Source organism: Candidatus Puniceispirillum marinum IMCC1322 (assembly GCF_000024465.1).
Taxonomy (GTDB): Bacteria; Pseudomonadota; Alphaproteobacteria; order Puniceispirillales; family Puniceispirillaceae; genus Puniceispirillum; species Puniceispirillum marinum.
The window spans coordinates 1,021,892-1,035,009 of record NC_014010.1; the positions used below are offsets into that span (position 1 = coordinate 1,021,892).

Here is a 13,118-nt window from a genome sequence, read left to right on the forward strand (position 1 = left end):
ACTGATATTTGGCGCGGCTTTTCTAGGCAGAACCACGCATTATGAGGCGCGCGGCAAATAATGTTTCTTCACGATTATTCAGCTTGCCACCAGCTTCAATCAGCTGAAATAACGTTTTGACAGCATGATCCGCCACCGATTCATAATCATGTGCCGCCGTTGTCAAAGACGGACAGGTAAAGCGTGAATAGGGATGATCATCATGCGACGCCACCCGAATATCACAAGCGTCGTCGCGGCCGACAGTGACGCCTAATTCATGACAGGCAGACAGGAATCCAATTGCCAGACGATCATTGCTACATAGGACGGTACTGGTTGGCAGTAATTTATCGCGCAGAACCTTCAAAGCACCCTGACGACCTATTTCTTCAAACCCCCACCCCATACCATCAATTTTGACAATATGTGGCTCTAGATCGAGGCGCCGCATCATTTCAAGATAGGCATGTCGCCGCTTATTGGCGTTTGGATTGGCTGGATCGCGCATTTCGAAGAAACAGGGGACGTTCCCCGTTCTGCTGAGATACTCGACAGTCTGGGACACAAAACTAAAATTATCCGAACCAACAAAGGCGGCGCCAACACCCTCAATATTACTGTCAAATAATATGGTTGGCACATCACGACAGAATTGCTCGACATATTTTCGATCAGACGCACGACCCAAAGGTGCCAGCAACACGCCAGCAGGCTTTAGGGATCGCAATGTATCAAGAATTGCATTTTCCAATCCCTGTTCACCATGCGAAGAAAACAAGGTTGGCGTAAAGCCAGCGTCAATACAGCGGCGCTCCAACACCCGGGCGATCTCGGCAAAAAACGGGTCTGCAAGATATGGAACAACGATGCCAATATTCTTGGTCAGACGCCGATTCTGATTCATCGCATAGATATTTGGACGATAATCATATTCCTTCAAAGCGGCTTCAATCTTGTTGCGCGTCGAGGATCTTACGCTGTCAGGGTCATTAAAATACTTAGAAATTGTGGGGCGCGAAATGCCGCTTAACGTGGCAAACTCCTCCATATTTCTAATTTTTTGATGGCTCATCAAATCATTCCATTTCAATATTGGTCGCAGAGACACTTGACAAATATGCAACCCTTACCGCATCCAATATTAACGCGTGTAAAGTTTGGTGCAAGTTAAGTTTGCACCTCTTGGTAAATTTTGCATCCTAATATGAAGGTTAGGCATAAGCGGAAAGGATGAATATAGTACGATGTTAATTGATACAAATCCACACATCACCGATATCAATAAAGTGGTGGCAGATATTTCGGCACAGGCATCCAATTCGTCATTGCTGACAGTGGCAATCGCGGGCGCCCCCGGTAGTGGCAAGTCCACCCTTGCCGCAAAAGTGGCAACAAAGCTTGGGGACACATGCTGTATCATTCCAATGGATGGCTTTCATCTGGATAATGTGACATTGACAAAGCGCGGCCTACTGTCTGTTAAGGGCGCGCCTGAAACATTCGATCTGGCTGGCTTTTCGCATTTGATCGAGGCGTTGAAAGATGGCAGCGCACAGCAGTTTCCCACTTTTGACCGCGATCAGGACAGCGTCATCGACAATGGCGGCACGGTGCCTGACACAGCGTCAATTTTGCTTTTTGAAGGTAATTACCTGTTATTTGACGAGCCAGGCTGGGTTGAGCTGGCGGATAAATGGGACGCCAGCATCTGGCTTGATGTATCAGAGGCTGTTCTGGAGGAACGTCTGATCCAACGCTGGCTTGATCAAGGCATGTCCCCCGAAGCCGCCAAAGCCCGCGTGCAGATGAATGATCTGGCCAATGCAAGACGGGTGCTAGAAAAGGCATTGCCCGCAGCATGGGTCATATCGAATTGAGCTGGTAACCTCAAGTGATGTTTCCAGCTTGCGGGGGCGGCTCGAAAAAACCAGTTTAGCCAGAGATGTTGTTGTAAGGGCAAACGCCCATTAAGGAGCTTAAAAATGATTACTGTTGGCGGAGAAAACCTGATTGATCTTGTGTCGGGAAAGCAGACTGATAATGAACAGCCGCATTATCTGGCAAAACCAGGGGGTGGCCCGTTTAACGTCGCTATGGCCATTGGCCGGCAAGGCTGTGACGTGACCTATGTAACGCCTATCTCGACAGACGCGTTCGGTGATCTTCTGGCAACTCGCCTGTTTGAAAGCAATGTAGTGGTCGCCGTGCCGCGTGTGCAACAACCCACATCACTGGCTGTTGTTTCCCTTACAGCTGATGGTGTGGCATCCTATAGCTTTCATCGTAATGGCACAGCTGAGCGTCAGGTCACGCGCGAAACACTCGCCAGCTATGTGCCGCCAGAGACGAATATCTTTCATGTTGGGGGCTTGGCGTTGATTGAAGGCGATGATGCAGAGGCCTGGAAAACAGAATTTCAACGCTGTAAAGATGCTGGGATTCTGACCTCGCTTGATCCCAATGTACGACCTGCCCTTATCCATGACCGGAACCAATATGTTGCGCGTTTGCATGAATTGATGAAGATTGCCGACATCGTCAAACTCAGCGATGAAGATTTAGAATGGTTATATCCAGACCGGCCACTCGAACAAGCGCTGGCTGATTGCCGCGCTGATTGCAATGCGGCTTTATTTATCCTGACCCTTGGTAGCGCGGGCGCACGTGGCTTTGTTGAGGCCGGTGACGTGCATGTGCCAGCCGCCACAATCGACATAATGGTTGATACTGTCGGTGCAGGCGATACCTTTATGGCCACAATACTTAGGTGGATTATTGAAACTGGTCGCATCACCCCAGAGACGCTAGGCAACACTGATATTGCCGCTTTGAAAATGGCCTTGTCAGCGGCGGCAAACGCCGCTGCATTGAATTGCGCGCAAAGTGGCTGTAACCCGCCCTGGCGCGATCAATTGACGGATTGAATATGAAAGGTTTTGATCAAAAATGGCGCATTCGGGTAACCGTAAAGTACATCTGAGCTGAACAGATTTTAAAACAGTATAAATAAGTAAACCACTTCATCGGCAAATCGATATTACGCCCTGATGGACCATATAATACCTGATGGACCATATAATAGCAGACATGTTCTTTGAACAAAGCCAACCAAAACTTGTATCAAATTATAACAACATATCATGAAAAGAAGTTTTTTATTGATTATGATCCGATTGGCCAAAAAGTAAGGGCGATACGGTTACAAGTAGGTGACCGCGCTGTTGCTTATGGAAGGCTGGCGGGTCAATCACAAGAAGATCGAACGTTTATGAGGCAAAAAAGCTCTGCAACTCCCCCCAACGGTACAAGAAGAAACGGTAGATTTATCACTAAGACAACTCCGTCATCAGGCTATGCCCCACACACCGAAACCATATCTGGGCGACAGACTTTGTTCATGACAAGCTCAGCAATGGGCGCAGCAATAAGATACGGACGGTACTAGATGATTATACCCACGAGGCGCTCTGCATGGCGGTGCGCCCCAGAATGAACGCAGAGGATGTTTTGGACGCATTGCACAAGCTTCTCATGAAGTGTGCGGCCAAGGGTTTGCAGCCAGGCATCTGCAGGACTGGTTGAAAAATATTGGTGTCTGGTCGATACCGATCTACCCTGAGATCCCTTGGGAGAACGGATACAATGAACGCTTCAACAGAACATTGAGACGGGAGGCTCTGAATGCAGAGTGGCTCCACAGCACAATATAGGCGCTGATCGCGATCAATGTTTAGCTCAAGCAATACAATCGGATCAGGCCCCATCACGCTTTAAGTATGCGAACTCCGGTGCCAGAAACCCTGTTAGAGAACAGCAAAATAGTGGTACTTAAAGCAGGGATTAGACATGTTGACCCCAAATTTGTCAGGTATTATTCCACAAGTTCAAGCTTAATAAGTGTAAATTCTAAGATAGTGAAAGCGCCAAAAATCAAACCAGCCATAACGTCTAGAACACTCTATAACTCACAGCCTTTGGTGATAAGGAATTTAGCTTGATAGGCACTGTCTCGACTCATAATGTCTGTTATGAAAGCGGTCCTTTTCATTGATTTCACTCAATAGTAGCGTTATGTGTTAGTCAGTAACATCAATCTTTATGGACCTGATAAATCACAAGACAAATTTAATAATTGATTGCATACTATACCCCATAGAACTCCTCTTCGCTCTAATGTTTTCGAAAGAGTGTTTTATTCAATTTACTCAAAAAATTTCAAATCCAACTTTCAGACTGAAAGACAAACTGGATCTGCATACAAATACAGTTTGCATGTGTTTTTTGTCATCCAAATGCTGGGTTAGACAAAGACGTATTCTCCCACCCTTACGCACTTAGATAGATGCGATAAAAGGAGCGCTTGCAACCAAAATTTTGGTTTGCTCATACGACGATTAAAATGATATGTTTTTAAAAATAATCTAACTTTATCTATGAGATAGCGTCTATATCAATTTTCTAATGCTATATCCAAGCCATTAAAATTTTTAAAGAATTGGAACATAAGAAGATGATTGCCTTTTCGAAAATAAGTGCAGAAATAACTAGCCAGCCAATGTTTGAAATATTATCTGAAGTCCAAAAAATAGAACGTTCTGGGCTACAGGTTTTACATTTTGAATTGGGTGAACCAGATTTCCCAACGCCTGAAAACATCAAACATGCTGCGCGGCAGGCAATCACTGATAATTTTACTAAATATGCACCATCTTCTGGACTTCATGAATTCAAGGAAGTTGTTCAAGAAGCCACATTTCAGTCTAGAGGTTTTAAGCCAAATTTAAATCAAGTGTTAGTGACTCCGGGCGCAAACGCAATAATATACCTTGCTCTTAAATGTGTTCTTGATGTTGGTGACGAGGTCATCGTCCCGGATCCGGGATTCCCAACATATTTTTCAGCGATTAAATCTTTGGGTGGGACGATAAGGCCATTGAACTTAAATGAAAAAACACAATTCAGCTTCACGATTGCTGATTTGGAAAAGCTTATAAATAAAAAAACTAAAGCAATAATTGTAAATACTCCAAGCAACCCAACCGGCCAAACTCTCAGCGCTGATATTCTTCATCAGCTATATGAGATGGCAAATAAGAACAATATTCTTCTCATCAGTGATGAAATATACTCACGGCTGATATTTGAAGATGAAAGTTTTTATTCACCGTCACAGTGCGATAATTGCCAGAGCAATACGCTAATATTAAATGGCTTCAGTAAAGCATTTTCAATGACAGGTTGGCGACTTGGAGTTGCAGTAGGACCTGAACCTTTGATAAAGATAATGGAAAACCTAACCTCAACAATTGTATCTTGTGTCCCCCCATTTATCCAGAAAGCGGGGATAGAAGCAATTATTGGTGATCAGAGTACAGTGAAAACTATGGTTTCGACTTATCATAAGCGTGCACAATTAATTGTTGATGGCTTAAATAGTATTCAAGGGATTGAATGTATAATGCCAAAAGGATCTATTTATGCGTTTCCAAATATTACTGGCACAGGCTTTTCTAGTGATGAATTTTGTCAAATGATTTTACATAAATGCAATATTGCTGCGACACCTGGTAATTGTTTTGGGAATAATGGTGAAGGGTATGTGAGATTCAGTACTGTAAACAATGAAGCAGTGATACAACTGGCAATTAGTCGGCTACAAACTCTTTTTGGTAAAAAATAACCTGCTGACAAAAAGAAAAATTAAAATAAATAAGTACAACAATTTGAGAGTTAATGTAGCTGACTATATTACCGAATTTTTAAATAAAATGGGATTAAGACAGTACCTAGCTTAATGGGTGGGGATGCATCAGGCCTAAATTTTGGGTTCATTCGTAACTCTGAGGTTGAATATTTACGCTACCATCACGAGTAGGCCGCAGGCTGTGCTACCTTAGGTGAAATACGACTAACCAAACGTTGGGGCGTATTAAATCCGAGGTGAGTTGCGTAGGAGTAAACGCTTTCACTCATCTGCTAAACGCATTACAGACTCATTACCGTTAGTTATAATTTCAGGTAACGTTAGATGAAACATATTAGCTTATAGCTTCGATAAAAACCATGACATAAAATAAATTAAACTATTTACAATCGCATTTCTAGCGCTGTTAATCAGGTGCAAGAACGGCTAGATACCTTTGATCCCTAGTATGAATGATAAAACAGATTCTGCAGATTTTAAGGCTAAATTCATCCAATTATCTTGGCCGATTCTATTGGTGGGAGGTGGTGATCCACACCAAACCACTTTTGAGGCAATATTTAAGAAAAGGAATGTTTGCTATCTATCAGTCATTACAGGGGAGTTTTTACAAAAAACTTTCAAATGATAAATTACTCATCTTTGATTTTATCAAATGATAGTAAATAATCATTCGGGTTTAAATATTCGGCTGGCGTTCCAAAATCGATAAACTCAGCGCCTGACTGATGCATCCCAAAGGAAAGACCACATTTATGGGCGTTCGATAATAGCACCCCTTCAATACTCTTCTCCTTCTCAAGGGTCTGATCTTGCAACCATCTCACAGCATTACCACCAAGATAAATGACACCGTTCGTCACATGCCCCTTTGTGTCATCTTTCCCCATATCATCTTTCTTAAAATCAAAGCCGCCAGCTTTAGTATCAGGGAAAATTTGCGTGGCTCTTCCTATTGATTGAAAAGATGTAGAGAAACAAACATCATAATTAGCATTCGCTTTGGGCAATAGTGCATCATAATTGCTAAAAAGCGTATCGCCATTCATCACGCAAAAATCCCCGTCTAGACCGCAGGTGTGAAGTTGGACGGCGTGCGCAGTTCCTTTTTGAAACTGGTCTTGAACAAGCGTTATTTTTTCAAGTTTTGAGCCCGTAATTTCACCGCTCAAAATATCATTATAATATGGCTTACCATCTGCATGGGATATAATTACTTTAGCGCAATAATCAGACAGCTCATTGATAAGCGTACCTAAAATTGATGTGCCTTGAGCTTTTAAAAGGCATTTTGGGACATCATTATTCACACCCTGTAATCGGGAAGCTTTACCACCACATAAAATTAGCAAATACATTATGGAATAGGAACCTTTAGCTTTACGACTTTAGTCTTTAAATCTAGAGTATCTATTAAGCGTAGAACAAAACCTAGGAGGATTTCAATATTTAGTGATTCTGTAGCCGCTTTGAATTAATCTCTTTTCTAGAAACCATATTATGATTAATCAAGAAACCCACAAAATACACGTAATCCATTTGTTCAAATCCTATTTTCCTGAGACTTTTGGGGGGATTGAGAAGGTGATTGAATTGATATGTCGCCTTTTACGAAAGGACGGTGTTCAATCAGACATCCATGTTTTAAGCGACAACACAAAACAAAAATTGATAGAGGTGGATGGCACGCCTGTCACACGGTCGATAAGAATCGGCTATATTGCAACCACACCATTTTCACTTAATGCTTTTCGAGACTTTAGAGCGCTGAGAACGCCAAACTCCCTTATTCACATTCACTCTCCATACCCCCTTGGAGAAATTCTGTTTCTCTTATTTGGCAGAAAAATGAAGTCAGTTGTAACCTACCATTCCGACATTGTTGGTTATGAATTTCTGTACTTCTTCTACAAACCATTACAATATCTGTTTTTGAAAAAAGTAGATGTGATCGTTGCAACTTCCGAAAAATACAAAGAATCTAGCGCTGTCTTAAAAAAGTTTGCGCCAAAGGTAAAAGTTATTCCGCTCGGCATTTCCGATGATTGGGACAAAGTGGCCGAAACCGAACTTGCGCCTAAAGTGACTGAGGTTCTGATGTCTGATTACATGCTGTTTTTAGGTGCGTTGCGAGGGTATAAAGGCTTAAAAGTACTTCTAGAGGCAGCAAAAAAGACAAAGAGCCAAATTATCATTGCAGGTGACGGCCCTTTAAAAGAAGACCTTGAAAGAATAATTAAAACACAATCAATAAAGAACGTAACTCTGTTAGGCGCGGTTACAGAGCAAGAAAAAAATGCGCTACTATCAAACTGCTCTGCGTTAGTATTGCCTTCTACCATGCGTTCAGAAGCTTTTGGCATTGTATTGCTAGAAGCAAGTGCGCATTCAAAACCAATGATCTCCACAAAACTGGGAACAGGCACTGACCTCATTAACCAGCATATGGAAACCGGACTTGTTGTATCCAAAAAGTCAGCTAATGATTTAGCGAGCGCAATGAACTTCTTGATAGATAATCAACATGTAAGATTAGAAATGGGTCAAAAAGCGCGTCTTTTGTTTGAACAAAAATACACCGCGAAAGTCATGAGCCAGCATTACTTAGACCTATATAAAGAGCTTCAGAATTAAGTTTGAAAAACACCCAATAGCCTATGATTTAACTTGTGCTCAAAAACACTTCAATCAGCTTGGTTTTGAGGTAAATGGCTTTGTTAGGATAATCGATATAATAAACAGCGCTAAAATGCCATATTCAACAATGACGCGTGAATATAGTGCGCCATATAACCCATAAGTCACTGTCAATGACAGGTTGGCCGCTAGGGAAATAACGCATCCCAATACCATGCAAATTAACAAGGTCTTGGTCTCCCCCATAAAGATCATTTTTTGAAAAATGAATATATTCAATGTGCTTGCTATTAGTACTAACGCTAGCTTTTCGTATAAAGCGCTAGAAAGAGCATATTCATCACCAAAAAAAGAGCTGATTAAGCTAGGCATCACTAATAAGCTCGCAAAATAGCCAAGCACGCCAAGCAACCCAACAAGCCCTAAAAAAGATAGTAAGCTTAAACGTCTGACAAACTCAAAGTGTAAATTACCTTTTAAGATATTGAAATAAATGACAGCGCACGGGAATATAACCGTGTGTTGTGCATCAATAATCCGCGTGGCGACGCCATATTGACCAATTTGAACGGGGTCTACTGATAGAAATGATAACATCAATACTTCTAGTTTTGTGTAGATTGAAATCATGAGTTCAAGTGTGAAAAAAGGCACTGTTGAGGACAATAACACTTTTTCAGCAGAGGTAATTTTTATGCCTAATTTTACATATGAATACCAAATCATTAAACAGGCGCTTATTGTCATGGCAAAGAAAATGAAGACAAGCCTATCGGAGAATTGCAAGACTGCCAGAATAACGCAAAACGATAAAAGCCTGTAAAAAAACTGTAGCCATGCCTCACTTCCTAATGCGCCAGTCCCCTTTAGGGCACTGAAAAATAATTGTAGCGAGCTAATTGACGCGAACGCCATCAGCATCATAAAATAGTCTGCGAAAGAAAAAAGATGTCTTGGCAAAAAGAAAAAAATAAACAAAGCCAATACCATTACAACAACAAATTGATAACAAAAATTCACCAATGCCCCAGTTAAAGGATCATGTGTTTTGTTATTATTTTTGTAGATAAATGTCTTCAAACCCAAGTCAAAGAAATGGGCAAAATATCCGCCATAGGTAAATAGAACAAGATAAATCCCAAATTTTGCGGGCCCTAATTCTTTTGCAATGATTAGACCAAGCGCAAAGGAAATAAATCCACAGACGATGAGGGACAGATATTGTAGAAATATTTTTGGAAAAATGTGACCCGAACGAGTCATCAAACCAACTTTTCATAAACGAATGCTGTGCTAGCTTGCATTGCAGAAATTGAAAAATTCTTTACGTAGTCGCGCGCTTGTATCTTCATATCTCTGATGTTTTCCGACCCGTAAATTGCCTGCTTCAAAGCTTCAACAATCTCAGATGTTTGTTCAGGATTCACAAGATAAGCGTAATCTCTCGCAATCTCTTTATTTGCAGTGACATTAGATGTGATTACGGGGCAACATTGCGCAAATGCCTCTATGATAGGATAGCCAAACCCCTCAGCAAGGGTCGGGAAAACTAATGTTTTTGCGGCTCTATAAAAACACCTAAGAGCTTCATCAGAGGCGTCTTCTATATGAATGATATTCTCATTAGATGTGATTAAACCTCTTACGGAATTGCGCCAACCGCCTCCTCCAACAATGACGAGTTTGCAATATTTTTGTTCTGTTATACTTAGTCGATTATAGGCATCTATTATTCTTGCGTAATTTTTTCTAGGCTGAAATGTCCCTACGCAGAGAAAAAAATCATTGTCAATTCGATAGCTTTTAAGCGTTTTTTGAACCTGCTTATCTGCAACCTCTTCAAACCAAAAATCATCTATACCATTATAGACAACTGAAACCATTTCTTCCTTGAACGGAAAATACTTAATAATTTGTTCCTTAGAATACTCAGAGACTGTAATCACATGGTCTAATGGTCTGATGCTACCTGCTAAAATTGGCTTGCCGAAATAATTAAACCTGCGCCGCATAAATTCAGGGTTGGCAAAGGGGAATACATCATGAATAGTGCCAATAATTGGTATCCCCAACCCCATAGGAGCCCGATGGTCTGGGCTATGAAACAGATCAAGATTTGTTGTATCAAAACGCAGCGGGTTAATCAGGCCATGGCTTAATTGGCTAACAAAAGAGCCTATCGAGTATTTTGACGCCAAATGCAGCTCATTTTTTTGAGGCGTCCTTTTAGACCCAAAAAAGATTTTTTGAAACGCAATACCGCATTCCTTTGGCGTTGAAAGCAGACCTTCGGTGTATTTTGTAATACCATCTCGCCTTGCATTATAAAGTGCGCTACAACCAAGTCCAACCGTTATGTTTCGATTATGAGCCATTTGATACTATAAAGTTCCTACAAAGACGCGGTGTAAGCATAGTATGATTATTATTATTTATTTTCATCACTTATGTCGAACCAAGGACGTGTTTTTATAATAGCGTCTTCAAAAGTTGTATATTGCCTCAACCCCAGCTGTGACCCGGCCTTATCGGTATTTGGTAAATAGGATGTCGCTGTTGCGTTTTGACTCATGGTCGCTTTGACTATCCTTGATTTACTTCCCAGTACCTCAACTACTTTTGATGCTAAATCACCTATCGCAATGGCTGAATTAGACCCCAAATTAATAACCGCACCATTTTCACTTCGCATAAAGATGACAAGAAGCCAAACGACAAAATCAGCACAATATAAGTACGACCTTTGAGTTAATTCATTACCTGATAATATGATATCTTCGTCAGCTAACGCATTTTGCATAAATTCACTTATAGCAAATTGTTTTGTACGCGGTATAAAAGCACCAACAAATGTGAAGCAACGGGCAACAGAACAACGAAACTGCCCACCAGCAGAAGCCACTAATAATGTCTCTTCACTGCTAATTTTCTGAGCCGTATAAGCGTTCAAGCTCGCCAGAGCATGATCTCTTGGCCCGTCAGTCTCTTTGCACCACACATCAGGCGCATTAGCGCCATAAACAGCACCACTGCTAAGATATACCACCCGACAATTAGGGTTAAGTTTGGCAATAGATATAATCGATTGCGTGCCAATTGCTGCACAATTGAAGCTATCATCATCTGAAACAGCCTTTTGCACATCAGTTGCGCCATGGATGATAAGATCGAAAGACGTATCACTCTCCAAGGGAACGGCAAGGTCATGTTCTATTATCGTCACAAGCTGATTGTTTCGGCATTCAGGCATATTGGACAAAAATCGTGATTTGTCTCTTGTCACAATCGAAATGTGATTATTGTCACCGTGAACGTCATTGGCCCATAAAAGATACGCTACAAGCCAGCTTCCAAGGAAGCCTGTCCCACCAGTGATCAAAATCCTTTTGTCTTTTATGACCACATCATGCGATGCCAGACAGCTCTTTATAAAGTCAAAATCTGTATCAATGCCATATTGCTCTTTCATGAATTTACTTCTTAGCAAATTGTCTCAACTGCTCAGCAGAAAATTCCAACATCTCTTGTGTCAATGCAGGCTGGATGCCAACCCAAAATGTGTCTCTCATCACACGATCAGTCTGTTCCAAACTTCCTGCCACTCTAAATGTCTCATTCTTCATGTAAGGCTGCTTTGTGAGATTCCCAGAAAATAGCAAACGCGTTCCTATGTTCTTGCTATCTAAAAACTTTAGCAATTCAACCCTTGGCGTTGAATGTCCATCTCTTAAAGTTATAGGAAAGCCAAACCAAGATGGGTTTGAATTTGCTGTCGCACTAGGTAAAATATAATGTTGTTCGAGATCTGATAAAGCAGAATGAAGAAATGCAAAATTCTCGCGGCGCTTTGCAATGAAGCTATCCACCTTTTCCAGCTGGGCTAGACCACAAGCTGCCTGCATATCAGTTATCTTTAGGTTAAACCCTCTATGGCTATAGATATATTTATGGTCATAACCCTTCGGCAAGTCCCCAAGTTCCCAGCTAAATCGCTTGCCGCACGTATTATCACAGCCAGGTTTGCAATAACAATCGCGTCCCCAATCTCTATATGATTCAGCAATCATTTGAAGCTTTTTGCTATTGGTGAAGACAAGTCCGCCTTCACCCATCGTTATGTGGTGCGCAGGATAGAAACTTAAAGTTGCAATATCGCCAAAGGTTCCCACATTCTTGCCATTATATGTTGTGCCTAGCGCATCGCAGCAATCTTCAATGAGCCATAGGTCATATTTTTTACAAATCTTCACAATAGCGTCTAAGTCAAAGGGATTACCCAATGAGTGCGCCAAGAATATAGCCTTTGTTTTGCTCGTAATGGCATCTTCTACAAGAGCAGGATTGATGTTGTAATTTCCTAACACAACATCAACAAACACAGGTACAGCGCCCACCTGTAATATTGGGTTGACGGTCGTCGGAAAACCCGCAGCAACTGAGATGACTTCATCACCTGCTTTAATCGCACGTTCACCCAAACGTGGGCTTGTTAACGAAGAAAAGGCAACCAAATTAGCAGACGAGCCTGAATTTACGGTCAAAGCGAACTTTACGTTCATTTTCTCAGCAATTTTCTGCTCAAATTCATCGTTGAATCTGCCAGTTGTTAACCAACCGTCAAGAGAGGCCTCTACCATATTAGAGATCTCTTTTTCATCTATCAGCTTTCCTGATGGCGGGATAGGCGTAACACTAGGAACAAATTTTTCTGCCTTGAACCTGATATCAGCGTATTTTTTTGTTAATTTAACAATCTCTTCTCTTAAGGCAATCTCTTCGTTAATCATCTTTATTT

Annotated in this window: 13 protein-coding genes; 7 read left to right on the forward strand and 6 right to left on the reverse strand. The window is 41.5% G+C overall.

Features of this window, described 5'->3' with window-relative positions:
• Positions 1 to 22: 22 nt before the first annotated feature.
• Positions 23 to 1,054 carry a LacI family DNA-binding transcriptional regulator gene (locus tag SAR116_RS04945; protein ID WP_013045843.1) on the reverse strand — a complete coding sequence of 344 codons (1,032 nt, stop codon included), beginning with the start codon at positions 1,052 to 1,054 and terminating at the stop codon, positions 23 to 25.
• A gap of 172 nt (positions 1,055 to 1,226) precedes the next feature.
• On the opposite strand from SAR116_RS04945, the gene SAR116_RS04950 reads away from it, so the two are divergent.
• From SAR116_RS04950 to SAR116_RS04965, 6 genes are all read left to right on the forward strand, one after another.
• Positions 1,227 to 1,859, forward strand: a complete 633-nt coding sequence (locus tag SAR116_RS04950) for a nucleoside/nucleotide kinase family protein (protein WP_013045844.1) — start codon at positions 1,227 to 1,229, stop codon at positions 1,857 to 1,859.
• A 105-nt stretch (positions 1,860 to 1,964) separates the two neighbouring features.
• Positions 1,965 to 2,906 carry a carbohydrate kinase family protein gene (locus SAR116_RS04955; protein WP_013045845.1) on the forward strand — a complete coding sequence of 314 codons (942 nt, stop codon included), beginning with the start codon at positions 1,965 to 1,967 and terminating at the stop codon, positions 2,904 to 2,906.
• A 421-nt stretch (positions 2,907 to 3,327) separates the two neighbouring features.
• Positions 3,328 to 3,564, forward strand: a complete 237-nt coding sequence (locus tag SAR116_RS13935) for a DDE-type integrase/transposase/recombinase (RefSeq protein WP_148212363.1) — start codon at positions 3,328 to 3,330, stop codon at positions 3,562 to 3,564.
• Positions 3,519 to 3,692 carry an integrase core domain-containing protein gene (locus SAR116_RS13940; RefSeq protein ID WP_407921262.1) on the forward strand — a complete coding sequence of 58 codons (174 nt, stop codon included), beginning with the start codon at positions 3,519 to 3,521 and terminating at the stop codon, positions 3,690 to 3,692. The genes SAR116_RS13935 and SAR116_RS13940 overlap by 46 nt, the downstream gene beginning before the upstream one ends.
• A gap of 800 nt (positions 3,693 to 4,492) precedes the next feature.
• The gene (locus SAR116_RS04960) at positions 4,493 to 5,662 is read left to right on the forward strand and encodes a pyridoxal phosphate-dependent aminotransferase (protein WP_013045846.1); all 1,170 of its coding nucleotides are present in this window, start codon (positions 4,493 to 4,495) and stop codon (positions 5,660 to 5,662) included.
• A gap of 472 nt (positions 5,663 to 6,134) precedes the next feature.
• Positions 6,135 to 6,314 (forward strand): hypothetical protein, encoded by a 180-nt coding sequence (locus SAR116_RS04965; RefSeq protein WP_041860770.1) that lies wholly within the window; start codon positions 6,135 to 6,137, stop codon positions 6,312 to 6,314.
• 4 nt (positions 6,315 to 6,318) lie between these two features.
• Here the strand turns inward: SAR116_RS04965 and SAR116_RS04970 are convergent, their stop codons facing one another.
• A complete protein-coding gene (locus SAR116_RS04970) occupies positions 6,319 to 7,044 on the reverse strand; it encodes an NTP transferase domain-containing protein (protein ID WP_013045847.1) in 726 nt (241 codons plus the stop codon).
• A 142-nt stretch (positions 7,045 to 7,186) separates the two neighbouring features.
• On the opposite strand from SAR116_RS04970, the gene SAR116_RS04975 reads away from it, so the two are divergent.
• Entirely contained in the window at positions 7,187 to 8,320 is a 1,134-nt protein-coding gene (locus SAR116_RS04975) for a glycosyltransferase (RefSeq protein ID WP_049757485.1), read from the forward strand.
• 54 nt (positions 8,321 to 8,374) lie between these two features.
• Here SAR116_RS04975 and SAR116_RS04980 read toward each other — a convergent pair whose 3' ends face one another.
• Genes SAR116_RS04980 through rfbH form a run of 4 tightly spaced genes read right to left on the reverse strand, consistent with a single transcriptional unit; the run spans position 8,375 to position 13,110 of the window.
• Complete coding sequence (locus tag SAR116_RS04980) at positions 8,375 to 9,586, reverse strand: lipopolysaccharide biosynthesis protein (RefSeq protein WP_013045849.1); 1,212 nt, start codon at positions 9,584 to 9,586, stop codon at positions 8,375 to 8,377.
• Positions 9,586 to 10,698 carry a glycosyltransferase family 4 protein gene (locus SAR116_RS04985; protein WP_013045850.1) on the reverse strand — a complete coding sequence of 371 codons (1,113 nt, stop codon included), beginning with the start codon at positions 10,696 to 10,698 and terminating at the stop codon, positions 9,586 to 9,588. The genes SAR116_RS04980 and SAR116_RS04985 overlap by 1 nt, the downstream gene beginning before the upstream one ends.
• 53 nt (positions 10,699 to 10,751) lie before the next feature.
• Positions 10,752 to 11,792, reverse strand: coding sequence for an NAD-dependent epimerase/dehydratase family protein (locus SAR116_RS04990; protein WP_013045851.1), 1,041 nt, complete (start codon positions 11,790 to 11,792; stop codon positions 10,752 to 10,754).
• A 4-nt stretch (positions 11,793 to 11,796) separates the two neighbouring features.
• A complete protein-coding gene (gene rfbH, locus SAR116_RS04995; RefSeq protein WP_013045852.1) occupies positions 11,797 to 13,110 on the reverse strand; it encodes a lipopolysaccharide biosynthesis protein RfbH in 1,314 nt (437 codons plus the stop codon).
• Between the last annotated feature and the right edge of the window lie 8 nt (positions 13,111 to 13,118).

What these genes read in the sequence shown, in the direction of transcription:
- SAR116_RS04945 (WP_013045843.1), bottom strand. Translation starts at nt 1,054, where the DNA reads ATGAGCCATCAAAAAATTAGAAATATGGAGGAGTTTGCCACGTTAAGC.
- SAR116_RS04950 (WP_013045844.1), top strand. Translation starts at nt 1,227, where the DNA reads ATGTTAATTGATACAAATCCACACATCACCGATATCAATAAAGTGGTG.
- SAR116_RS04955 (WP_013045845.1), top strand. Translation starts at nt 1,965, where the DNA reads ATGATTACTGTTGGCGGAGAAAACCTGATTGATCTTGTGTCGGGAAAG.
- SAR116_RS04960 (WP_013045846.1), top strand. Translation starts at nt 4,493, where the DNA reads ATGATTGCCTTTTCGAAAATAAGTGCAGAAATAACTAGCCAGCCAATG.
- SAR116_RS04965 (WP_041860770.1), top strand. Translation starts at nt 6,135, where the DNA reads ATGAATGATAAAACAGATTCTGCAGATTTTAAGGCTAAATTCATCCAA.
- SAR116_RS04970 (WP_013045847.1), bottom strand. Translation starts at nt 7,044, where the DNA reads ATGTATTTGCTAATTTTATGTGGTGGTAAAGCTTCCCGATTACAGGGT.
- SAR116_RS04975 (WP_049757485.1), top strand. Translation starts at nt 7,187, where the DNA reads ATGATTAATCAAGAAACCCACAAAATACACGTAATCCATTTGTTCAAA.
- SAR116_RS04980 (WP_013045849.1), bottom strand. Translation starts at nt 9,586, where the DNA reads ATGACTCGTTCGGGTCACATTTTTCCAAAAATATTTCTACAATATCTG.
- SAR116_RS04985 (WP_013045850.1), bottom strand. Translation starts at nt 10,698, where the DNA reads ATGGCTCATAATCGAAACATAACGGTTGGACTTGGTTGTAGCGCACTT.
- SAR116_RS04990 (WP_013045851.1), bottom strand. Translation starts at nt 11,792, where the DNA reads ATGAAAGAGCAATATGGCATTGATACAGATTTTGACTTTATAAAGAGC.
- rfbH (WP_013045852.1), bottom strand. Translation starts at nt 13,110, where the DNA reads ATGATTAACGAAGAGATTGCCTTAAGAGAAGAGATTGTTAAATTAACA.